This window comes from Mycobacterium stomatepiae, assembly GCF_010731715.1.
GTDB lineage: Bacteria > Actinomycetota > Actinomycetes > Mycobacteriales > Mycobacteriaceae > Mycobacterium > Mycobacterium stomatepiae.
Map to the genome: position 1 here is coordinate 5,436,557 of NZ_AP022587.1, position 19,488 is coordinate 5,456,044.

21 protein-coding genes and 5 pseudogenes are annotated in these 19,488 nt (G+C 65.4%); 12 read left to right on the top strand and 14 right to left on the bottom strand.

Annotation, left to right across the window (positions count from 1 at the left end):
- The first annotated feature begins 19 nt into the window (after positions 1-19).
- Complete coding sequence (locus G6N54_RS25845; RefSeq protein ID WP_163793243.1) at positions 20-502, top strand: Rrf2 family transcriptional regulator; 483 nt, start codon at positions 20-22, stop codon at positions 500-502.
- Here G6N54_RS25845 and G6N54_RS25850 read toward each other — a convergent pair.
- Both G6N54_RS25850 and G6N54_RS25855 read right to left on the bottom strand, forming a co-directional pair.
- A complete protein-coding gene (locus G6N54_RS25850) occupies positions 499-888 on the bottom strand; it encodes a VOC family protein (RefSeq protein WP_163793245.1) in 390 nt (129 codons plus the stop codon). The genes G6N54_RS25845 and G6N54_RS25850 overlap by 4 nt on opposite strands.
- A gap of 50 nt (positions 889-938) precedes the next feature.
- Positions 939-1,352: a VOC family protein gene (locus G6N54_RS25855; RefSeq protein ID WP_163793247.1), complete on the bottom strand. Its 414-nt coding sequence runs from the start codon at positions 1,350-1,352 to the stop codon at positions 939-941.
- Positions 1,353-1,421: 69 nt separating this feature from the next.
- Between G6N54_RS25855 and G6N54_RS25860 the strand changes: the two genes are divergently transcribed.
- Positions 1,422-2,300 carry an LLM class flavin-dependent oxidoreductase gene (locus G6N54_RS25860; protein WP_163794972.1) on the top strand — a complete coding sequence of 293 codons (879 nt, stop codon included), beginning with the start codon at positions 1,422-1,424 and terminating at the stop codon, positions 2,298-2,300.
- Here the strand turns inward: G6N54_RS25860 and G6N54_RS25865 are convergent.
- Both G6N54_RS25865 and G6N54_RS25870 read right to left on the bottom strand, forming a co-directional pair.
- A pseudogene (locus G6N54_RS25865) lies at positions 2,297-4,026 on the bottom strand (NAD-binding protein). The gene G6N54_RS25860 and the pseudogene G6N54_RS25865 overlap by 4 nt on opposite strands.
- A 162-nt stretch (positions 4,027-4,188) precedes the next feature.
- Positions 4,189-4,532, bottom strand: a pseudogene (locus G6N54_RS25870) (nuclear transport factor 2 family protein).
- Positions 4,533-4,597: 65 nt separating this feature from the next.
- On the opposite strand from G6N54_RS25870, the pseudogene G6N54_RS25875 reads away from it, so the two are divergent.
- The 3 genes and pseudogenes from G6N54_RS25875 to G6N54_RS25885 all read left to right on the top strand — a co-directional run bounded on the left by G6N54_RS25875 (position 4,598) and on the right by G6N54_RS25885 (position 6,121).
- Positions 4,598-5,078, top strand: a pseudogene (locus G6N54_RS25875) (NUDIX domain-containing protein).
- 10 nt (positions 5,079-5,088) lie between these two features.
- Complete coding sequence (locus G6N54_RS25880) at positions 5,089-5,559, top strand: pyridoxamine 5'-phosphate oxidase family protein (protein WP_232073013.1); 471 nt, start codon at positions 5,089-5,091, stop codon at positions 5,557-5,559.
- Between the two features lie 100 nt (positions 5,560-5,659).
- Entirely contained in the window at positions 5,660-6,121 is a 462-nt protein-coding gene (locus G6N54_RS25885; RefSeq protein ID WP_163794975.1) for an Rv2253 family sensor-like surface protein, read from the top strand.
- On the opposite strand, the gene G6N54_RS25890 is transcribed toward G6N54_RS25885, so the two are convergent.
- Positions 6,118-6,393 carry a DUF732 domain-containing protein gene (locus tag G6N54_RS25890; protein ID WP_232073015.1) on the bottom strand — a complete coding sequence of 92 codons (276 nt, stop codon included), beginning with the start codon at positions 6,391-6,393 and terminating at the stop codon, positions 6,118-6,120. The two genes, G6N54_RS25885 and G6N54_RS25890, sit on opposite strands and share 4 nt — an antisense overlap.
- Positions 6,394-6,824: 431 nt before the next feature.
- Here G6N54_RS25890 and G6N54_RS25895 point away from each other — a divergent pair, with 431 nt between their 5' ends.
- Entirely contained in the window at positions 6,825-7,430 is a 606-nt protein-coding gene (locus tag G6N54_RS25895; protein WP_163794978.1) for a DUF1345 domain-containing protein, read from the top strand.
- 21 nt (positions 7,431-7,451) lie between these two features.
- On the opposite strand, the gene G6N54_RS25900 is transcribed toward G6N54_RS25895, so the two are convergent.
- The 4 genes from G6N54_RS25900 to G6N54_RS25915 all read right to left on the bottom strand — a co-directional run bounded on the left by G6N54_RS25900 (position 7,452) and on the right by G6N54_RS25915 (position 10,119).
- Positions 7,452-7,886 (bottom strand): hypothetical protein, encoded by a 435-nt coding sequence (locus tag G6N54_RS25900; RefSeq protein WP_163793249.1) that lies wholly within the window; start codon positions 7,884-7,886, stop codon positions 7,452-7,454.
- Between the two features lie 178 nt (positions 7,887-8,064).
- Positions 8,065-8,409, bottom strand: a complete 345-nt coding sequence (locus tag G6N54_RS25905) for a DUF732 domain-containing protein (protein WP_372513299.1) — start codon at positions 8,407-8,409, stop codon at positions 8,065-8,067.
- A gap of 139 nt (positions 8,410-8,548) precedes the next feature.
- Entirely contained in the window at positions 8,549-9,118 is a 570-nt protein-coding gene (locus G6N54_RS25910) for a TetR/AcrR family transcriptional regulator (protein WP_163793251.1), read from the bottom strand.
- 11 nt (positions 9,119-9,129) lie between these two features.
- Positions 9,130-10,119, bottom strand: a complete 990-nt coding sequence (locus G6N54_RS25915; protein ID WP_163793254.1) for an NAD-dependent epimerase/dehydratase family protein — start codon at positions 10,117-10,119, stop codon at positions 9,130-9,132.
- Between the two features lie 83 nt (positions 10,120-10,202).
- Here G6N54_RS25915 and G6N54_RS25920 point away from each other — a divergent pair, with 83 nt between their 5' ends.
- Positions 10,203-11,012: an SDR family NAD(P)-dependent oxidoreductase gene (locus G6N54_RS25920; protein WP_163793256.1), complete on the top strand. Its 810-nt coding sequence runs from the start codon at positions 10,203-10,205 to the stop codon at positions 11,010-11,012.
- Positions 11,013-11,075: 63 nt separating this feature from the next.
- On the opposite strand, the gene G6N54_RS25925 is transcribed toward G6N54_RS25920, so the two are convergent.
- The 3 genes and pseudogenes from G6N54_RS25925 to G6N54_RS30810 form a co-directional block, all read right to left on the bottom strand.
- Positions 11,076-11,363 carry an SDR family oxidoreductase gene (locus G6N54_RS25925; protein WP_163793257.1) on the bottom strand — a complete coding sequence of 96 codons (288 nt, stop codon included), beginning with the start codon at positions 11,361-11,363 and terminating at the stop codon, positions 11,076-11,078.
- Positions 11,351-11,778, bottom strand: a pseudogene (locus tag G6N54_RS25930) (SDR family NAD(P)-dependent oxidoreductase). The gene G6N54_RS25925 and the pseudogene G6N54_RS25930 overlap by 13 nt, the downstream one beginning before the upstream one ends.
- Positions 11,735-12,406 carry a cupin domain-containing protein gene (locus tag G6N54_RS30810; protein ID WP_264078379.1) on the bottom strand — a complete coding sequence of 224 codons (672 nt, stop codon included), beginning with the start codon at positions 12,404-12,406 and terminating at the stop codon, positions 11,735-11,737. The pseudogene G6N54_RS25930 and the gene G6N54_RS30810 overlap by 44 nt, the downstream one beginning before the upstream one ends.
- Positions 12,407-12,554: 148 nt before the next feature.
- On the opposite strand from G6N54_RS30810, the gene G6N54_RS25940 reads away from it, so the two are divergent.
- Entirely contained in the window at positions 12,555-13,295 is a 741-nt protein-coding gene (locus G6N54_RS25940) for an alpha/beta fold hydrolase (protein ID WP_163793259.1), read from the top strand.
- Between the two features lie 109 nt (positions 13,296-13,404).
- Here G6N54_RS25940 and G6N54_RS25945 read toward each other — a convergent pair whose 3' ends face one another.
- Entirely contained in the window at positions 13,405-14,253 is an 849-nt protein-coding gene (locus G6N54_RS25945; protein ID WP_163794984.1) for an SDR family NAD(P)-dependent oxidoreductase, read from the bottom strand.
- 111 nt (positions 14,254-14,364) lie between these two features.
- On the opposite strand from G6N54_RS25945, the gene G6N54_RS25950 reads away from it, so the two are divergent.
- From G6N54_RS25950 to G6N54_RS25955, 3 genes and pseudogenes are all read left to right on the top strand, one after another.
- Positions 14,365-15,471: a dihydrodipicolinate reductase gene (locus G6N54_RS25950; protein ID WP_232073017.1), complete on the top strand. Its 1,107-nt coding sequence runs from the start codon at positions 14,365-14,367 to the stop codon at positions 15,469-15,471.
- Positions 15,472-15,537: 66 nt separating this feature from the next.
- Positions 15,538-15,750, top strand: a pseudogene (locus G6N54_RS31765) (TetR family transcriptional regulator); the annotation flags it as partial.
- A 9-nt stretch (positions 15,751-15,759) separates the two neighbouring features.
- Positions 15,760-16,191: a TetR/AcrR family transcriptional regulator C-terminal domain-containing protein gene (locus G6N54_RS25955; RefSeq protein ID WP_232073018.1), complete on the top strand. Its 432-nt coding sequence runs from the start codon at positions 15,760-15,762 to the stop codon at positions 16,189-16,191.
- Between the two features lie 181 nt (positions 16,192-16,372).
- Here the strand turns inward: G6N54_RS25955 and G6N54_RS25960 are convergent, their stop codons facing one another.
- Positions 16,373-17,152 (bottom strand): alpha/beta fold hydrolase, encoded by a 780-nt coding sequence (locus tag G6N54_RS25960; protein ID WP_163793264.1) that lies wholly within the window; start codon positions 17,150-17,152, stop codon positions 16,373-16,375.
- A gap of 80 nt (positions 17,153-17,232) precedes the next feature.
- On the opposite strand from G6N54_RS25960, the gene G6N54_RS25965 reads away from it, so the two are divergent.
- Positions 17,233-18,999, top strand: a complete 1,767-nt coding sequence (locus G6N54_RS25965) for a GNAT family N-acetyltransferase (RefSeq protein ID WP_163793266.1) — start codon at positions 17,233-17,235, stop codon at positions 18,997-18,999.
- The last annotated feature ends 489 nt before the right edge of the window (positions 19,000-19,488 follow it).

Sequence of the window (19,488 nt, forward strand, 5' to 3'; positions counted from 1 at the left end):
GGGTGGCACAATCCTCAACGTGCGGATGTCAGCGAAGGCGGAGTACGCGGTGCGGGCGATGATTCAGCTCGCCACCGCGGAACCCGGCACGCTGGTCAAGACCGACGACCTGGCCCAGGCCCAAGGCATACCGCCGCAGTTTCTGGTCGACATCCTGACCAATCTGCGCACCGACCGCTTGGTGCGCAGCCACCGCGGTCGCGAAGGCGGCTATGAGCTGGCCCGCCCCGGCGGCGAGATCAGCATCGCCGACGTGCTGCGCTGCATCGACGGGCCGCTGGCCAGTGTCCGCGACATCGGCCTCGGTGACCTGCCGTATTCGGGGCCGACGGCCCCGTTGGCCGACGTCTGGCGGGCGCTGCGCGCCAGCATGCGTTCGGTCCTGGAGGAGACCACCCTGGCCGACGTGGCGTCCGGCGCCCTGCCCAAGCACGTCGCGAGGCTCGCCGACGACTATCGCGGCCAGGAGAGCCGACGGCACGGGGCTCCGCGCCCCGACTAGCCGCCCGACCCATAGGGTCGCGTCAAGATCTCCATCGCGTGCCCGGACGGATCCAGGAAGTACACCCCGCGACCGCCGTCGCGGCGGTTGATCTCGCCGGGCCGCTGGGCGCCCGGGTCCGCCCAATGCTGCATTCCGCGCGACTGGATCTTGCCGTAGATCGCGTCGAACTCTTGCTCGGAGACGAGGAAGGCGTAGTGCTGCCGCCGGATGTCCTCGCCCTCGGGGGCGTCCGCGTAATCGAGGCTGGCGTCGTGGTCGAGCGCGACGACCATGAAGTGGCCAAACGGCAACGGGGCGGGCAGGTCGAAGAGTTCGGCGAGAAATTCCGCGGACTCGCGTTTGTCGCGTGCGGCGACGATGGTGTGGTTGAAACTGATGAACATAGTTCTTTCCAGTCAACCACTGTCGCGGCGAGCCGACAACGAGCGTAGTGCTACTTCGGCGCGGTCAGTTCCAGGGCGATGTTGTCGGGGTCGCGGAATTCCAGAATGTAGGACGGACCGATGTCTTTGATCGGCTCGTGCTCGACGCCCATTTCATCCAGATGTGCTGCCGCGGTGTCTAATTCGTCCCTACTGCCGAGCCGGAACGCGATGTGGTCGAGGCCGCAGCGGTCTTCGTGAAAGCGGTCCGAGGCCACCGGCCGCAGCCCGAGCAGCGTGCCGCCGAGGTCGTAGACGACGCCGCCGTACAAGAAGGAGAACTGGTCGCGGGTTGCCTCGTCGGCATTCTCGGGAACTTCGAGTAACACCGGCCAATCGAACACGCTCTCGTAGAACTGCCGGGATCGCTCGATATCGGTGACGGTCAAGCGGACATGCGCGATGGACGTACTGGCTAAGGGCACTCATCCCATGCTGCCACTTGCGGAACCACATGTAGAGGGCATGCCAGAATCGCCGTCGTGCGGATAGCAATGACGATGCCGGTGATGGAACCGGACTTGGATGCCACGGTGCTGGAAACATGGGCGCGTACGATCGACGAGGGCCCGTTCTCGTCGCTGTGCTGGGGCGAGCGCATCGCGTTCGAAAACCCGGACAATCTCACGCTGCTCGGTGCGCTCGCGGCCTGGGCGAAACGGGTGCGGCTGATGACGACGGTGATCATTCCGCAGCTGCACGATCCGGTGATGTTGGCGAAAGGCCTTGCGACCGGCGACATGCTGGCGCAAGGGCGGTTGAGCGTGGGCATCGGCGTGGGCGGCAGGCAGGAGGACTACGTCGCGGTCGGTGCGGACCCGGCGACGCAGACCATGCGCGACATGGCCGAGCGGGTCGCGGTGATGAAGCGGGTGTGGGTCGGCGAGAAGATCACCGAGTCGGTGCTGCCGGTCGGGCCCGCGCCGGTGCAGCCCGACGGCCCGCCGCTGTTGGTCGGCACCATCGGGCCCAAGACCGTCCGCAGCGCGGCGGTCTGGGCCGACGGGCTGGCCGGTACCACCCTGGACCTGGACGTCGGCAAGCAGAATGAACTCTTCGACGTTGCACGCGAAGCCTGGGCGCGGGCCGGCAAGTCCAAACCCCATCTGGCGACGTCGTTCTGGTTCGCGTTCGGCACCCCCGGACAGTCGCGCGCCCAGGTGCATCGGCACCTGCGCCGCTACATGAACTGGATACCGGCGGAGTACGTCGACGCGATGGCCCCGATGACCGGGTGGGCCGGCAGCGAAGACGAGCTGGCCGCGGTGTTGCGCAGGTTCGAAGAGATCGGCACCGACGAGGTCCAGCTGATTCCGACCAGTTCGGACCTCGACCAGGTGCGCCGCGCCGCCGACGTCGCCGGGCGGCTTTAGGCCGGAAGGCGCTCGCGGCCGACCTCGGGCTGCGGGGGTTGGCCCTTTTGCAGCGTGGCCACCAGCTCGCGGTAGGGGCCCACGAGGTAGACGGTGTCGCCGGCGCGCAGCCGGGCGTCACGCCGTGGATGCAGCTGGACCGGGGCGTCGTCCCGGGTGATCGCGATGACGCGGGTCTGCGTGGACAGTTCGAACATCCGCAGCCCGTCGAGCTCGCTGCCGGCCGCCACGTGCATACCGCCGACCATGAAGTAGCGCTGCCCGACCGAAACGTCCCGAGCACCTGCAGGCCCATCGCGGCACCGATGAACCACGGCGCGGCCAGCTCGACCGTCGAACGTACGGTGTCGAACCCGAATCGTTCCGCCACCGCGCTACCTAGCGTGCGGTCGTAGATGCGCAGCACGATCGGGACCTCGGGCCGGATGACCTTCGGCATCACCCGCGGGCCCAGCATCTCGCGCAGCACGATGCCGGTCTCGATGTTGGTCATGTCGTCGTGGGTCAGCACCGCGATCGCACGCGCGGTGTCGACGCGGGCCGCCGCCAGCGTCTGGCGCAGCGTCGCGTCTCCGAAGATCACCGGCACCTCTAGCTCGGCGGCCGTCGACAAATAGCGGTTGTTCTCGTCCAGCTCGATCACCGCGAAGTCGTATCCGGCGGCGCGCAGGTCGGCGGTGACTCGGCTGCCGAACGAGCCGAGCCCGACGACGACGATGTGGTTGCGCAAGTGGCGCGCTCGCCGTCGGCCGGCCGTGTGGGCGAAGCGGCGCGAGATCAGCAGGTCGGCGATGAACGCGACGAGGACGGCGGTCGTCATCAGACCGCCGAACATCAATCCGATGCTGAACAGTCGCAGCCAGGTTGGTTGCGAGAGGAAGCTGAAGTCGCCGTAGCCCACCGTCGCGATCGTCTCGGTGCTGAAGTACAGCGCGTCGACCCAGGTCATCTTCGCCTGGGGCTGGTAGCAGTAGCGCAACAACACCGTCGAGCCGATCAGCACGGTCAGCACCGCGGCCACCGCCCGCATGAACATCGGGTTGACGTCATTGCGCAAGCCGCGGGCGACATCCACGGCGCGCCGTATCCGGCGCTGACGGGTGCGGGTCGTGTTGGGCCGCGGGGCCTTGATGCCGCGGGCGGCTAGCTCGTCGGCGGTGCCGATCATCGCGGTCCAGTCGCCGGCGCGGACCTTCAGGTCGCGGCCCGGACATGTTTCCAGTAACCCGGGCGCGGGGGAGTTCTTGCCGTGGATCACCGCCACCGGCGCCAGGTCGGCGCAGATCTCGCGCAGCGTGGCGTCATAGGGTGCCTGCGCGCCCGCGACGAGGAACTTGATGCCGGCCGCCTCGAACGGGTGCGCGGTGTGCGCCAGAGCTGCCTCGACGACCGACGGCGCCGCCAGTTCGGCGACGTCGAGGATTGCGCCGGGACCGTTGTCGTCGGCCACCGCTTCGCGCAGCACGTCGTTGGCCAGCCGGGCCACCACGCGGATACGCGGATTGGCTTTCCTTGCCAGCAAAGCGATTTCGAGATTTATCGCGTCGTCGTCCCCGGCGCAGACCACGGCGGCCGCGCGCACGATCCCGGCCTCGATGAGGTCGTCCTTGGTGTCGGCGACGTTGTCGTCGACCAGCTTGACGATGGTCGCGCCGGCGTTCTCCAGCTCTTCGGCGATCGTCGTCGCCAGCGCGTCGTCACCGCTGACGATGATGTGGCCGTGCATGCTCACCGCGCCTCCCAGGACGTCACATTGCTATGACTATCGGCTACTGCGCCGATTTGTGCCAGCGCAGCGCCGCCGACCGCGACTGCTCACCTGGCGCGGGGCCGTAACTTCTTCGGCTGTAACGGCTTTGCGCTAGAGGACCTGGACGTCGGAAGGGGACTAGAACGCTCGCATCGACGTGATCTTCGCATCCTCGTCGAACGTCATCAGCGAGATGGGGAAGATGCGGGTTCGGGTGTCCCCGGCGTCGAGCGTCAGGTGCCAGAAGAACGCCGCCTCGTTACCGCCGACGCGTATTTCGGCAAGTTCGGTGTCTTTCTTGGCATCCTGGAACGCGGCGTAGAACTCGCGGACGGCGTCCCGGCCGCGTCGTACGTCCGTTCCGGCCGGATCCTCGATGGTGGCGTCGGCCGTGTAGAGGTCCACTATTTCGTCGGTGGCGCCCTTGGCGACGAGCGTGAGATGCTGCTGACGGTCTGCGCGATGGCTTCTTGGGAAGGCATGGCTTTGGACGCTACCTGTTCGCCATCGCGGTCGGGACGGGTTGGTCGCATTCATACTGGGCTGCGTGCCTTTCATCGAACGCCTCGCGTCGCGCGAGATCTATCGGAACCCGTGGCTGATCTTCCGGGAGGACGGACGGCAGCCCCGGCATCTACGCCGTGGTGGACAAGCCGGCCTACGCGCTGGTGATGCCGTATGACGGCGACCGATTCCGGCTGGTCGAGCAGTTCCGCTATCCGGTGGGCGCGCGCCGTTGGGAGTTTCCGCAGGGCACGGCGCCCGATCTGGCCGACACCGAACCCGCCGAGCTGGCCGCGCGCGAGCTGCGCGAGGAAACCGGGTTGAGCGCGACGTCGTTCGAGGCGATCGGTTTGCTGGACGTCGCGCCCGGTATGACCAGTCAGCGCGGCTGGGTGTTTCTGGCCACCGGGATCTCCGAGGGGCAAGCGGCCCCCGAGCACGAGGAGCAGGACATGCGCAGCGCGCGGTTCTCCCGCGAAGACGTCGAGGAGATGATCCGCTCGGGCGTGATCGCCGACGATTGACTGGGCCCGGGTGGAAACGGTGCTGGACGCCCAGCTGACGCAGGCGCCGGGCAGCGGTGGTCCGCAACGACACACGGCATGGCTCACGACAATCAATCCCGACGGCAGCCCGCACGTGCGGCCGGTGGGGGTGATCGCGCACGACGGCGCCTGGTATTTCACCTCCGGATTCGCGACCCGCAAGTCCCGTAACCTGGCCCGCGATCACCGATGCGTGGTCAGCGTCGCTACCGATCCGTTCGACCTCATCCTCGAGGGCACCGCCGAACGGGTAGTCGACGTCAGTGAATTAGCTGACGTTGCAGCGGCTTTCGTCCGTTCCGGCTGGCCGGCTCAGGTCGACGGCGATGCGCTCACGGCCGAGTACAGTGCGCCGTCGGCGGGTCCGCCGCCCTGGCACGTCTACCGCGCGCGGCCGTCGACGGTGTTCGCGTTGGGCACGTCGGAACCGTTCGGCGCCACGAAGTTTCAGCTGGACTAAGGCATTACCGCGCGATCGTGTCCGTGCCGATACCGCATCGCGTCATCGGGTCCGCACCATTGAAGCGGTGTGTTCGCGCTTCCTGGCCGTGCTGCTCGCCATCGTCGCGATCCTTGGCGCGCCGACGATTTCGGCGCACGCGGCTACCGCGGTGTGGAATGGCAAGTACTCGTTGGTGAGATACGCCGTGAACAAGACCGGTACCAGCGTGGCGGCCGGGCAAGCCGAACCCACGTTCAGCGCTGACTATGTCTTCCTGACGTCGTGCTCGTCGGGTCAGTGCGTCGCGACCGCCACCAACGGGCCGGTTCCCAAGAATCCGACACTGCCCCAGCCTTCCCACTACGTCTGGGACGGGGCCCGGTGGGTGGAGCACTTCGATTTTCAGTGGGATTGCTTTATGGGCGAAGGGGTTCCGAAGGTCTGGACACCCGCGAAGTCGTGGGCGTTCTACACGCCGCAACCCGACGGATCGCTGCGCGGTACCTGGCACACCGACATCTCCAGCGGCCCATGCCGTGGAACGGTGGAGATGCCGGTGGCGGCGTTTACAGCGTCCTAGGGGCAGTAGTTGGATTCCGCGGCGCTGACGACACCGGTCGCGTCACTGAGGCTGATACCCGGGTTCTTGCTCTGCACCACCTGGGCCAGCTGGTCTGGGGTCTCGCCGTTGGCACGGTCGGCGCAAATCAAGTGTCCGAGCTGGATGAGGCCGGTGCTGTCACCGGTGAGGCCGATCTTGTGAATCTGAGCGAGGTAGCCGTCATCGTCGGCGACCGCGATCCCGGTGCCCACGGTCAAAGCGCCGGCAACAGCAATAGCGGGAGCACTCACTAAGAAAAGTTTGCGAGCAGAGATCACGGTCGGCTCCTTGTCTGGGAGGGGCGGTACAACGGCATCATTATGCGGTTCGCGAAGCGGGTGTGCGCGGCGAATGGACGAAGCGGGCAAAGACTCCGGCCGCGCTTGTCGACCGGCCAGACTGCCCCGGATCCCCTTGCCAGTGCCAAAAACCTCGACGAAGGCGGCGTCGGGCAATGCCTGCGTCGGCAAAGTAGTCCCCGGATAACGGGCGAGCCCGCAGGAAATGGCAGGCTGGGGCGCAAAAGTGCCGCTTTTCCAATACGCACGAAATAGTGACCGGCGGCAATCATGTCTTTTTCGGAGTTTCTCCCGAGTGTCGCCATCGGAGGACGTATGCGGGTGGTTAGGTCGGGATTGTGACGTCCTTGGTGAAGTTGTTTCGCGACACCGTCGCGGTTCGGATGGTGATTGTGGTGGTGCTCGGCGTGGTCGTCGCCATCGTGGTGGGAGATGCCTTGGGCGGGCGCTACGCGTTGGTCGGTTGGATCATCGCCGCCGGCGTATATGTGGCATGGACGCAGCTCATCCTGTTCGGAATGGACGCCGAGCAAACCCGGATCTGGGCGACGCGAGAGGACCCCACCCGGTGGCTCGCGGACGCGGTCATCCTGACCGCGAGCGTCGCCAGCCTGGGTGGGGTCGGGTATGTGGTGGCGGCCGGGTCGCGATCGGGCGCCGGCGCTATCCAGGCCGCCGTCGTCGGCATTCTCAGCGTCGCAGCGTCCTGGTTCGCCGTGCACACGCTCTACACGGTGCACTATGCGCGGCTCTACTATTCCGACGAGCCGGGCGGCATCGATTTCCATGACCCGGAGCTGCCGCGATTCCGGGACTTCGCGTATGTCGCGTTCACCGTCGGCATGACCTATCAGGTGTCGGACACCGAAATCAACCTGACGTCCATCAGAGCGACGGTGCTACGACACGCGATGGTGTCTTACCTGCTGGGCGCTGTGGTGCTCGCCGTCACGATCAATCTGATCGCGGGGCTGAGCTCCAAGGTGTGATCGGGACCAAAAAGGTTATGGCTAGCCGATTCTCGTGAGCGTAAAGGCGTCGTGCGGGTCGGTCAGGCCGCACGGCGCGCTGCTGTCCAGGAAGATCGCCATCCCGGTGAGCGTCAACGGGTCCCAGGATTGGTTAACACTGACCGGGTGCAGGCTGGAGTCGTTAACGCACATCGCGCCCTCCGGGACCGTCCGCGTCACCGTGTAGCGGCCGTCGATCAGCGGGGCGTTGAAACCCATGCCCGGACCCGTCGTCACGTGGGCGACGCAGACCTGCTTGCAGGTGGTGTTGATGGTCCAGACGCCGGTGTCGCCGTCCTCGTCCGCGTAGTGGTAAACACCGTTCATTTTCGTTTCGTCGCCGGTGGCCAATGGCTCCGCCGAGGCCATGGGTGCTGGCAAGGTTGCCGCGCCAGCAAAGAATACAGCTGCCGCGATGAACATGCTGATCCGCATCTTTCCCGCCCTCTTGTCATGGTTTTGCCACACTCTGGGCACCATGGGGCCAACGTGCCAGCAAACTATCCGAGAGTATTCGGCCGCCGTTGAACGCATATCGAATTGAAAGACGAATCGGTCGGTGGGACCGAAAAGTTCTATGAAGTCGACATGTGCGGGCGCTCGGTCGCAGGCCTCAGCAGTGCGGGGCCCAGCACCGCTGGTTGGGGCAATAGATCGCGTGTGCGATACCGACCAGGGACGCGACGTCGCCGACGGCGATGCCGCGCGGATCCAGGTTGGCGTGGACGTCGCTGGCGATCTGGTCCGGTGTCCAGCCCCAGCCGAGATCGTCGCAGATGAGCTGCGCCATCCCGATCAGCGCGGCGTCGTGTCCCGGCGGCCAGGAAAGGCCGGCGGCACGCAGCTGAGCAAGGTATCCGTCATTCGGGTCGGCAGTCGCGATCGGCGCGCTCGTAATCACGGCGGCGCCGGCCAGTGCGGGGGCGGCAATTCTGACCAGCCAGGCAGATGAGGGCATGGGAGTCAGTGTGCGGCAAACAGATGAAGAACAAAGAAAGTCGGGATAGCCGTTGAGCGGTGACAACCTCGGTGCCCGGGCAGGATTCGACGACGCCACCTGAGCCGGGCGTCGTAGACGTGAGGAAAGTTGTCTGACCTCAGCCGGGAAGTCCGGCCGCGGCACGGATCTGCCGGCGGGCCGCAACCCGATCGGGATCGGGAAAGATGTAGTGGCTCAATGCGGTTCGCGCGATCGCCCCGGCAAGATCGCGCGGATCTACCGCCGCGGTGAGCGCGCCCTCGCGCGCACAGTGCTGTAAAGCCGTCACCAGCCCCTCGGCGAGCATCGGTAGCGCCGCGGCCATCTGGGCGTGCGCGAAACCCGGCTCGAGGTCGAGGAGGCGCCCCGGCGGCTGGGCCTCGAGGAAGCTCGCCACCACGTCGACCGCAGCCTCCAATCGTGCGACGCCGACGACCCCGGACGTCGCCTGGTCCATCGCCGCGTAGAAGCGACGGCGTTCGCGCTTTCCCATCGCGTCGATCAGGTCTTCTTTGGACACGAAATAGCGGTAGATGGTGGGCCGTGACACCCCGGCCAGGCTGGCGACGTCCGACAGCGACAACTTGCGAGCGCCGACCCGGAATATCAGCCGCTCGGCGGCGTCCAGGATTCGATCCGCCAGATCTCCGTGATCTGAACGGGGTCTGGGTGATTCGGCGATCGACACCGTGGCGGCCCCTACAGCTTGCCGAGTTTGCGTAGCCACGAGATCAGCAGCCGCAATCCGTCGTCGAAGGACATGGGCTGGTAGTTCAGCCGCCGGGTGGTCAGGTTGTCTTTGCTCCGGGTTGTGCGTTTGCTGTTGGCCGCGGCCTTCGCGATGGCCATCAGGGTGGGCCCGAATTCGGCGGTCAATGCCTCGGGATCCGTGCGGTAGTCGAGATCCTCGACCCGGTGCTCGATTCCGGCGACCTCACAGGCGCGGTTGATGCCGCCGGCGGTACTGAAGGTGTCCTCGGGCCGGCCGACCAACAGGTAGCGCTCACCGGCCACGCCGTTGTCCAGCGCGGCGATCGAGCCCTTCGCAACGTCCGCACCGGCAACCCAGGTAACCGGAAAAGCTAAGTAGCGCTTGATCTTTCCACGCATACCTGCCAATAGCACCCGATTGAAGCTGGTGCGGTGCAACGCGCGTTCCGCGACCAGGCCGGGACCGTAAATCGCGCCGGGGTGGCACGTGAGCACGTCGTCGCCCGCGGCCGCGCGCCGATGAGCTTCCAGGAACGCGGCGAGTTTGGTGACGGTGTAGGGGTCGTTGGGCGGGTTCTGCAGAACGGGCGCCTCCTCGAAGTCGACGCCGGCGTTCAGGTTGAGGAAGGTGGCGGTGCTCAGGGCAACGACCCTTCGCATGCCGTGGGCCTTCCCGGCATCCAGGACGTTGGTGGTGCCGACCAGGTTGACGGCCTTGAAGTCCCCGAGATCCTGACTCGCACCGCCCAACACTGCCGCGCAGTGGATCGCCGCCTCGGCGCCCTTGGCCGCGGTGAGCACATCGTCGGCGTCGCTGATATCGCCCTTGACCAATTCGACGCCGATCCCGGCCAGCGCCGCGGCCGTATCGGGATCGCGAACCAAGGCGCGCACGTGGTCGCCACGCTCGATCAGCTTCTCGCAGACGTTGCTGCCGGTCTGACCGGTCGCACCGGTGACGAAGATCGTGCTGGCCATCGCGGCCTCCTCGGAAATTACATATCGAACATTTATAGTGAGAACTGTAAACCTTTACATCGGATTGTCCTATAGTCGAGCCTATGGCACTCGACCCGTCCAGCGTGCTCCTGACCGGCCGAGTCGCGGTTGTCACCGGCGGCGGCGCGGGCATCGGCCGCGGCATCGCGGCGGGGTTGACGGCCTTCGGTGCCCGGGTGGCGATCTGGGAACGCAACCCCGACTCGTGCGCGGCCGCCGCCGAGGAGATCGGTGCTCTCGGGCTGACGGTCGACGTCCGGGACAGCGCCGCGGTGGACGCCGCGCTGGCCCAGACCTCGGCAGAGCTCGGAACGGTGACCATCCTGGTCAACAACGCCGGCGGAGTCTTCTGGTCGGGGATCCTCGACACCACCGAGAACGGGTGGGACGCCCTGTACAAGTCGAACCTGCGTCACGTGTATCTGTGTACGCAGCGAGTGGCCCGGACCCTCGTCCAGCAGAAACTGCCCGGCAGCATCATCAGCGTCACGTCGATCGAAGGGGTCCGCGCCGCACCCGGATATGCGACCTACGCGGCGGCCAAGGCGGGTGTCATCAACTACACCAAGACCGCGGCGCTCGAACTGGCCCCGCACGGCATCCGGGTCAATGCGCTGGCCCCGGACATCACCTGGACCGAAGGCCTCGAGCAGATAGCGCCGGCGGGATCCCGGGATCGGATGGGCTTCACGGTGCCGATGGGGCGAGCGGGTCGCGTCGACGAAATGGCCGGAGCGGCAGTGTTTCTCGCGTCCGACCTGTCCAGCTACATCACCGGCCAGACCATCCACGTCGACGGCGGCACGCATGCCGCCAGCGGCTGGTACCACCACCCGGGGACCGGGGCTTATGCGTTGGGGCCGACGAATTAAATAAGGAGTCGTTTAGTTCGCATCCGCTGAAATGGCGCCGGTGCCGATAATGGTTGCCATTAATTAATCGCCAGTATTCATTGCGACATGCGCCGACATTCCGCCGTCGATCGAAATCATCTGCCCGGTGATGTAGCGAGACTTTTCGGACGCCAGAAAGACGACGAGTTCCGCGACGTCCTGCGGCTGTCTGACGTAGGGCGTCAGCGTGGCACGGCCGAGGCCGCCGAGGATGTCCTCGGACAGGTGCGCGCGCACCGCGTCGGTGAGGATCAGCCCGGGCACGACGGTGTTCGCCCGCACGCCCTGCTTTCCCTCGCTGGTCGCGACGTACATCGTCAGGGCGTGCACGCCGGCCTTCGAAACGCCGTGGTCCGGTCGCCCGACAGAGCCGCGCCCGACGACATGTTGATGATGGAACCTGCACCACCGCTGCGCGTTTCGGGGACGACGTATTTGCACATCAGCAGCCGACTGCCGAGGTTGACTTCCATCGATCGTTGCCACACGTCGAGCGGCATCTCGGAGACCGTGGTGTCGCGGGATAAGAAGCTGCTGGCGGTCAGCGCCGCACCGTTGTGCAGGACGTCGATGCGGCCGAACTCCGCCACGATGGCCCGCACGTTGGAGCGCGCCACGTCGCCCTCGGCGAGATCGCCGCCGAGGGCGATCGCTTGGGCTCCGGATCGTCGAATCCCGTCGGCGACGTCATTCGCTTTTTCTCATCGATATCGACGACGGTTACCGCTGCGCCCTCGCGGGCCAATTCGCGTGCCGTCGCCGCACCAATCCCGCCGGCGCCTCCGGTAAGCCAGCCCGTCGGTTTCGGTGGAGTCGAGCAATGTTCGAACCACCTGCACGAGCAGGATCTGCGTCAACACGTTGCGCATCACGGTCGTCCCCGCCGCGTCGTCATGGGTCTCACGCTCGAGTATCTGCAGGGCCGGTCGCAACGCCTCGGCACCGTCACTGCCGGCCGCGATCCTGGCGCGGCTCGGGATGTAATCCAGCAGCAACGCCGCAGTCGTGTCGTCAAATGTCAGGCTGGCACACACCTCCACGAATCGATCCGGATCGTCGTCAATGACGTTGAGTCGCATCACCGTCTTTGGCCGAGTCGCTTCGAACAACGCCTTAACGTCGTGCGGTTCGAGCGACGGGTCCGATGCCGCCTGAAACGGCCGACCGCCCGAAAGTAGGTAGCAGTCACCCGCTTTCAGCTGCAGCGGGCTGTCGTCGTCGGTGATCAACCAACCGTGGCCGGAGAGGACCGCACCAACCTTGACGTCGTGGTACCCCGGGAGGCGCAATGACCACGGGCCGCTGGCCTCGAACCGACACGACTCGGCGACTTCGGATCCGAGCATCTCGGCAATGTCGGTCAGCGGGTCCATCCAAGCTCCTGGACGATCGAGTAAGTAATGCGGACTCACGGGCATGGACCAGCCCTCTAATCCGCCTTTAACTGGTTACTGCGTCGATTTATTGCATCGAGGCGGCCAGGCGTTGCTTGGCGAGACCAAAACTGTTGTGGGAGAACAGTTGACCAGATTCGTCTTTCTCCATGGGGCGTGGCACCGATCCTGGTGCTGGGAGCGGGTCCGTCCCATCCTTGTCGGTGCGGGCCACGAGGTCGCGACGGTCGATCTCCCCGGCGGGGATCCATCGGCGGGCGTGATGGACTACGTCGCCGTGATCGAGAAGGCCATCGAGGCGCCCTTGAACAACGTTGTGTTGGTGGCGCATTCGGCGGCGGGTTTGGCAGCGAGTGTTGTCGCACGCCGGCTGGCGCTGCGTGAACTCGTCTTGGTGGCTGCATTCCTGCCACAGCGCGGCGTCAGCGTCAACGAACGCATCTCAGGCGGCGAGGGCATGTTCGTTGACGCGTGGGGTCCGGTTTTTGCCGGGATGCCGCGAGATGAGTTCGGCGGAACGACGTCGACTCTGGACATCGCCCAGGAATTCTTTTACCGGGATTGCTCGGTCGACGATATTAGGGCTACCGTCCTGCCGCGTTTGGAGGTGGAGCGTGCCACCAAACTGTTCTCGGAGCCGATCCCGCTGCCGGAAAAGCGTCTGACGCCCAGCCGCTATGTGGTGTGCACCGCGGACCAGGCACTCAGCCCGGAATGGTCCCGCGAGGCGGCCGGGCAGTTCTGTGACGAGGTGGTCGAGATCGACGCCGGACATTCACCGTTCTGGTCTAAACCAGACGAGTTGTCCCGGTTGCTCATCGGCCCTGCGGCGCAACTAGCGTCTGAGCAGAACGCGGCAGGCGGCTAAATATACTGACACCATTACCGAGATTCACCAACGCTCCCGCGGCACCTACGGGCCGGCGAGTTCGCGCTGCCCTGTTGGCCGACTACGAGATGAAACTGGATGGGTTTGGTCATGTCACGCCCTTGGGCTCGCGATTCACGAGTGCAGACGTCCGATCCCATAATTCGCAAACGCGTTCTTGGTGATAGCTAATCCGGTGCGCTCGACCGACCCGCCGTTTGACGAAGTATTCGCCTTCAGGCTCAAACGCTTTGCCCGCCTCGCATGCCAGCCACACCAATTGATCGCACGCTGCCTCCGGGGTGATGCCCACGAGCCGTTCGGTGTGCGCTCGCTCCATGAGCTTCAGAACGCGTGAACCCGATGCCGGGCCGAAGTTGCTGTTGACGAAGCCGGGGTGAAACGACGCGGCGGAAACACCGAGTCCGCCGTAGCGACGGTGCAATTCGCGGGCGAACATGACGAGCGCGATCTTTGAGCGCCCGTAGGCAACCGTCGGTCGCACCGGGTTAACGCAGAGTAGGTCGTCCACCGATGCGCCTGGACACACCAACCGTTGCGACGAGCTCGACGTGCAGATGATCCGCGCCTTGGAGGCGACCAACACGTCCATCAGCAAGGTGGTGAGTAGAAACGCCGCAAGGTAGTTCACCTGAAGGACGCTGTCGAACCCGTCAATGGTGAGGCCATCCGCCGCATAGACACTTCCGGCGTTGTTGGCCAGCACGTCGATTCGCGGGTATCGCCGGCGAAGCTCGTAAGCCAAGCGACGCACCTGCGCGAGGTCCGCGAAGTCCGCGCAGATGTACTCGGCTTCCAGCTCCTCGGCGACCGCCTTCGTCTTGGACTCCGAGCGGCCGACGACCACGACGTTGTTACCGGCCGCGGCCAACCGCCGCGCCGCCGCGGCTCCTACACCGTCGCTCGCCCCGGTGATGACGATGGTTCGTTTCGACAACTGGGTCGCACCCCCCGATCGCCACTCGTTGAATCGAACCATGCACTGGTAACCCTTACTGGTTAGGCATACAGTAAAGCACTGCCCGCTACTCGTCGAAAGGCAATACCTGTGACCTTCTCCTCTGGCACCACGTCCGCGAAGCGTCGCGTGGCTCACGTCGGCACCGGCATGACGGGCAGCGTTGCGTTGCGCGCAATCATCGACGACCCCGCACTGGATCTGACCGCGCTCAAGGTGTCCTCCCCGGCGAAGGTAGGCACGGATGCCGGCGCGTTGTGCGGTCGTCCCGATATCGGGGTCGTAGCCACCGACGACCTGGGGGTGGTCCTCGACGCCAAGCCCGATTGCATCGCCTACTGCGCGACCGCCGTCCGACGAGAACACGAGGTCATCGCCGACATCGTCGCCTACCTGGAAGCCGGCATGAACGTCGTCACCATCTCCGCCATCCCCATGGTGTATCCGAAGGCGGCACCGGCTAATTGGCGCGAGCCGATTGAAAATGCCGCGCTCAAAGGCAACTCGACCTTCTACGCCGCCGGATGCGAACCCGGCTTCGTCAGCCTGAACCTGCCCACTGCCCTGCTGGCGGGTGCCGGGGTGATCGACACCTACCGCATGGACGAATACGCCCTCGACCTCGACCTGGCCTACCCGATCTGGGAAGTGCTGCACGAGTCGATGGGATTCGGAAAAGCCAACGGCCACATCCCGATTCGCATCGCTGTCGGCAAGGTGAACAACGACTGGGAACCCGTCGTGCGCTATATCGCCGACACACTGGGTGTTGATACCGAGCGGGTAGCGCTGGACTGGGAGACGATCCTGGCCCCGGACGACCTCGACACCGCACTCGGGGTGATCCCGAAGGATACGATTTGCGGCCACCGCTGGCAACTCGCCGCCATTCAGAACGAGCGCCCCGTGGTCTCGGTTCAGTACTTCGCCGCGGTGACCTCCACGCCGTGGCCCGACTCTTGGCCCCGCCCAGCACAACCCGGCCAGGGAGGCATGGCGTTTCGCATCAAAGGAAACCCGAATATGAACCTCGACCTACGTCTGGACCCCGCACCAGGCGACTCCACCAACCCCGGCGTCGCCGCGACGGCGATGGCGGCGATCAACGCCATTCCCGCAGTCATTGACGCCGCGCCCGGACTGCTTGACATGCCACTGGCCGGCCCGTCGATCGTTACCCGTCAGATCCGGCGCTGACACGATGAACCAGAAAATCGTTGACCTATATTACGACCCGTTTGACTTCGCGATCGACGACGATCCATGAGGGGAGAGGTGAGGGTGCAGGCTAGGAAGCCGCAGCGACAATCAGTCCGACGAGCGCGAGGCTCCCTGACTGAAGATGCGATCGTCGAGACAGCCTTCGCGATAGCAGCGGAGTCCTCAATCGAGGAGCTCAGCATTCCGCTGGTCGCCAAATCGCTGGGCGTCGGCGTAACGAGCATCTACTGGCATGTACGCAATAGATCAGAGCTTCTCGATGCCATGACCGACCGCGCGTTGCGCCGCAGCGGATTGCCGGCGTTCACCGAGTCGGACGATTGGCGCGAATCGTTGAAGGCGCACGCGCGCGGCGTGCGCCGGACCTTCCTCAGCGATCCGGTGTTGACGGACCTGATCCTCATTCGAGGCGCACTGAGTCCGCTGGCACGACGGCTCGGCGAGCAGGAGACGCAGAAAGCGATCGCCAACATGATCGATTGCGGTCTCGACGAGCAGACAGCCCACGACACGTACTCCGCGGTGTCGGAACTCGTTCGAGGGTCAATACTGCTCGCGAGATTGGTACAAAAGCACAACGCAGTACAGCGGACGGAGTCCGCCGACGAGGGCGGATTCACCAGTGCCCCGGTACCGCCCGACGATCGAGCATTCGAACTTCTTCTGACGTCCGTGCTCGCCAGCGTTGCGCCCTGACTTCGTCGATTCAGCCCACTACGTTCTAGTGTCGGATGTCGGATTTCTCAGCGGGCGAAATGAAATTATTTGTGCGACAACCGGTCCCAATCTGATCACCTGAAGACGTCGCCGCTGCGTTGGGCGGACGTCGTGGTTGCGCGATGCGCTCAATCGCAGCGGTATTCGTCTGCCGAACAAGTCAGCCTCTGCGGGCGACGTCTTGGCTCAGGATCTGGGGCCAGGTCTCGACATCGGCCGGGACGTGCGCCACGGTGAGCGTTGACCGCGGCATCAGTGTCGCAAGCGATTCCGCCGTCGACATCGGATGCGCCGGGTCGCCGACCCAGGCCAGAATCGTCGTCGGCACATCGATTCGTGCGACCGCTTCGCGAGCGGGCAGGTTGCTGAGAGCAGCGCCTCGAAACAGTGACGGCAGCAGCGCATCGGCCACATCCGGAACTGTTTCGGGCGCGCCGACCGTGGCTGGCGGCGGAGTCGCCCCACGCGCCGACGCGATGAATGCCCCGACTCCCTCGGTTTCGATAAATTCGGCCGCAGCCCGGTAGATCGCCGCCTGCGCGGGCCGGGTCTCCCACGCGGTGGCCGGGACCATGAGCGTGAGGCTGGCGAAGCGGTCCGGCTCGCGGGCAGCCGCGTGCAGCAGCGTGCCGGTACCCATGGACGGGCCGACTCCGTGCACCCGTTCGCCGGGAAACCATTTGTCGAGCAGCCGCAGAAGATCCTCGGCAAGGCTTTCCCATCGGTAATCCTCGTCGACCTTGCGCCCAGTCGACTTGCCATGGCCGCGCGCGTCATACCGCAGCAATCGGGTCCCGCTGAGGCCCCTGCCGAGGTCGAGATTGAGTACCCGGTCACGCGCGCGGCTGGAGGTAAGCCCGTGCAGTTGAACAACCGGATGACCACCCTCGTCACTCAGTTCAACCGCAAGCTCTGCCCCAGGAACCACGAAAGTGGACATCACCCAACTCTTTTCACGACCCGACGGCTCGCCCCGCGCTGACCGAGCATTCAGGCTATCCGGGGCGTTAGGGTACCGCCATGCGGCTGACCAACGTGGCGCACCTGCGGCTACCCTTCGGACGACTCTGGGGCTACGACGTGTCGGTGTCTGACCTCGGGCGGCAGCTCCCGGTGTCTTTTGACCAGCGCATACACGTTGGTGCGGGCCCACGGCCCGGTTCCTGGATGGCTCTGTCCATTCGGTTGCCGGCGGGGGTCAGCCGCCAATCGTTGGCCGATGCGTGGCTGGCGGTGATCGCCCGTCACGGCACGCTACGAACGGCATTCACACCCGGGCCGGACGGCGACCCGCAGCTGCATGAGATCGATATTCACCCGGACAGGTGGGTCGAGCATGAGATCACTCCAGGCCAGGCGGTCAACGACGCACTGCGAGTAGTTCTCAATGCGGCGTGCTCGCCCTACGCGCGGCCCTCGCATCGGCTGTGTGTGTTGGAGACTGCCGCCGGATTGACGGTGGTGATCGCCGCCGACCACGCCCACGTGGACATGTGGTCGATGCTGGTGATTGCCCGGGACCTGTTGTCGGTGCTCGCTGACGCGCGCATCGGTCGTACGCCGTCGCTGCCGCCGCCGCCGGCATTTGTCCTGCACACGCAAGCGCTGTTGGACCGTCCCGCGGCACCGGACCATGTGCGCGCGCGATGGGTACAAATCATCAGCGACAGCGGTGGGGTCATGCCACGGTTTCCGCTGCCGTTGGACGAATTCGGGCCGCATCCGGAACGCGTTGAAGTGCGTGACGTGTTCGACGTCGATGACGGCGCCGCGTTTGCCGAGCAGGCACGCGAGGACGGTGTCTCGACGCTGGCGCTTGCGGTGGTCGCCATGACTGCGGTGACCCGCGAGTTGGCCGGGGCCCCACTGCGCGCGGTGTTCCCCGTGCACAGCCGATTTGAAGAAAAATGGCACGACTCGGTGGGCTGGTTCATCACCAATTCGGTCTTGGAGTCGGCGGTCGCCGAGCCGTCCGCCGCGGCCGCTGCCGTCAAAGAAGCGGTGCAGCTGGGTTCCTGGCCACTGGCCGACGTACTGGCTCCGTGGGGTGGAATGCCCGTTGCGCCCGGCATGTTCGCGATTTCCTGGCTGGACCAACGGAGACTTCCGGTGCGCATCGACTCGGTCGGACTCGACGCCCAGTATGTGAGCGCGAGCGTTGACACCGACGGCGTGATGCTCTGGTTCATCCAGGACGAGGCCGGCCTACATCTGCGATGCCGCTACCCGGATACCGCGGAGGCACGAACCAACGTGGGGGCGTGGCTGGATCTGTTGGTGGGGCGCCTACAGGCCCTGGCGCAGTCCTCGGTTCGAGGACTGCTGCGGGTGGCCGACCGCACATTTCGTGTACAGCGCGCGACGCGCGAACACGTGCGGGTCATCGCCGAGCTGCTCTCCGACGACGAATTCGGTCAGGATCGCGAAGGCGCCGAACTCGAACGCTACGAGGCGGCCTACGACATGGTCGTTCGCAACCGATCCAACTATCTCGGAGTCGTCCTGAACGGTTCCGACATGGTCGTCGCGACTGTGCAATTGACGATCATTCCCGGCCTTTCCCGCGGCGGCGCCATCCGGCTGCAGATCGAGGGCTTACGGGTCGCCAAAGCCGAGCGTGCACAGGGTCTTGGTACTGCACTCGTCGAGTGGGCGCACAACTACGGGCGAGCACACGGGGCGCAGCTGGCGCAGGTGACCACGGACGAGGCTCGCGAACGGGCTCGGGCGTTCTATCGCCGTCTCGGGTACCACGCCGCCCACGTCGGGTTGAAATGCACCATCTGAGTCATGCGCGGTGCACGACGCCCGTCACGCGCGCGGTACCGTGCTGCGCCTGCGCTGCGGGCCGCTGGAGCTATCGCGAATCAGTTGGGTCATGCCGACGCGGCCACCACGCCGCGGATCTACCCAAGCCAGGACGTTTTGATTAGCCGAGCTGACTAACGGCACACTGTCTGACCTGCAAGTTCTCACTGCTCCAGCAGTGCCCCGGCAGGATTCGAACCTGCGGCCTTCTGCTCCGGAGGCACATAACTCCAGGTCAACCGCGTTCATTGCGGTTCGGACTGCGCACGGCTTGCAGGAGCGGGCATTCGAAAACGTTCGACGCGAATCAAGCCGGTTCGGCGCGACTTGTGACACTCATGTGACACGCTGATGTGATGCCAACGCCAGCGTGAGGTGCGGTGTTGCTCAAGGCTTTTGGACCCGGTTGCCGGGTCTCTTATCGTGCTCTGACGCAACTGACAGGAGCATGACAATGACCACACCAGC

Excerpts from the sequence above, each read along its gene's own strand:
- G6N54_RS25850 (WP_163793245.1), bottom strand. The coding sequence starts at position 888 with ATGTTCATCAGTTTCAACCACACCATCGTCGCCGCACGCGACAAACGC.
- G6N54_RS25860 (WP_163794972.1), top strand. The coding sequence starts at position 1,422 with ATGACGATGCCGGTGATGGAACCGGACTTGGATGCCACGGTGCTGGAA.
- G6N54_RS25895 (WP_163794978.1), top strand. The coding sequence starts at position 6,825 with ATGGTGATTGTGGTGGTGCTCGGCGTGGTCGTCGCCATCGTGGTGGGA.
- G6N54_RS25900 (WP_163793249.1), bottom strand. The coding sequence starts at position 7,886 with ATGCGGATCAGCATGTTCATCGCGGCAGCTGTATTCTTTGCTGGCGCG.
- G6N54_RS25905 (WP_372513299.1), bottom strand. The coding sequence starts at position 8,409 with ATGCCCTCATCTGCCTGGCTGGTCAGAATTGCCGCCCCCGCACTGGCC.
- G6N54_RS25915 (WP_163793254.1), bottom strand. The coding sequence starts at position 10,119 with ATGGCCAGCACGATCTTCGTCACCGGTGCGACCGGTCAGACCGGCAGC.
- G6N54_RS25920 (WP_163793256.1), top strand. The coding sequence starts at position 10,203 with ATGGCACTCGACCCGTCCAGCGTGCTCCTGACCGGCCGAGTCGCGGTT.
- G6N54_RS30810 (WP_264078379.1), bottom strand. The coding sequence starts at position 12,406 with ATGGACCCGCTGACCGACATTGCCGAGATGCTCGGATCCGAAGTCGCC.
- G6N54_RS25955 (WP_232073018.1), top strand. The coding sequence starts at position 15,760 with ATGACCGACCGCGCGTTGCGCCGCAGCGGATTGCCGGCGTTCACCGAG.
- G6N54_RS25960 (WP_163793264.1), bottom strand. The coding sequence starts at position 17,152 with ATGTCCACTTTCGTGGTTCCTGGGGCAGAGCTTGCGGTTGAACTGAGT.
- G6N54_RS25965 (WP_163793266.1), top strand. The coding sequence starts at position 17,233 with ATGCGGCTGACCAACGTGGCGCACCTGCGGCTACCCTTCGGACGACTC.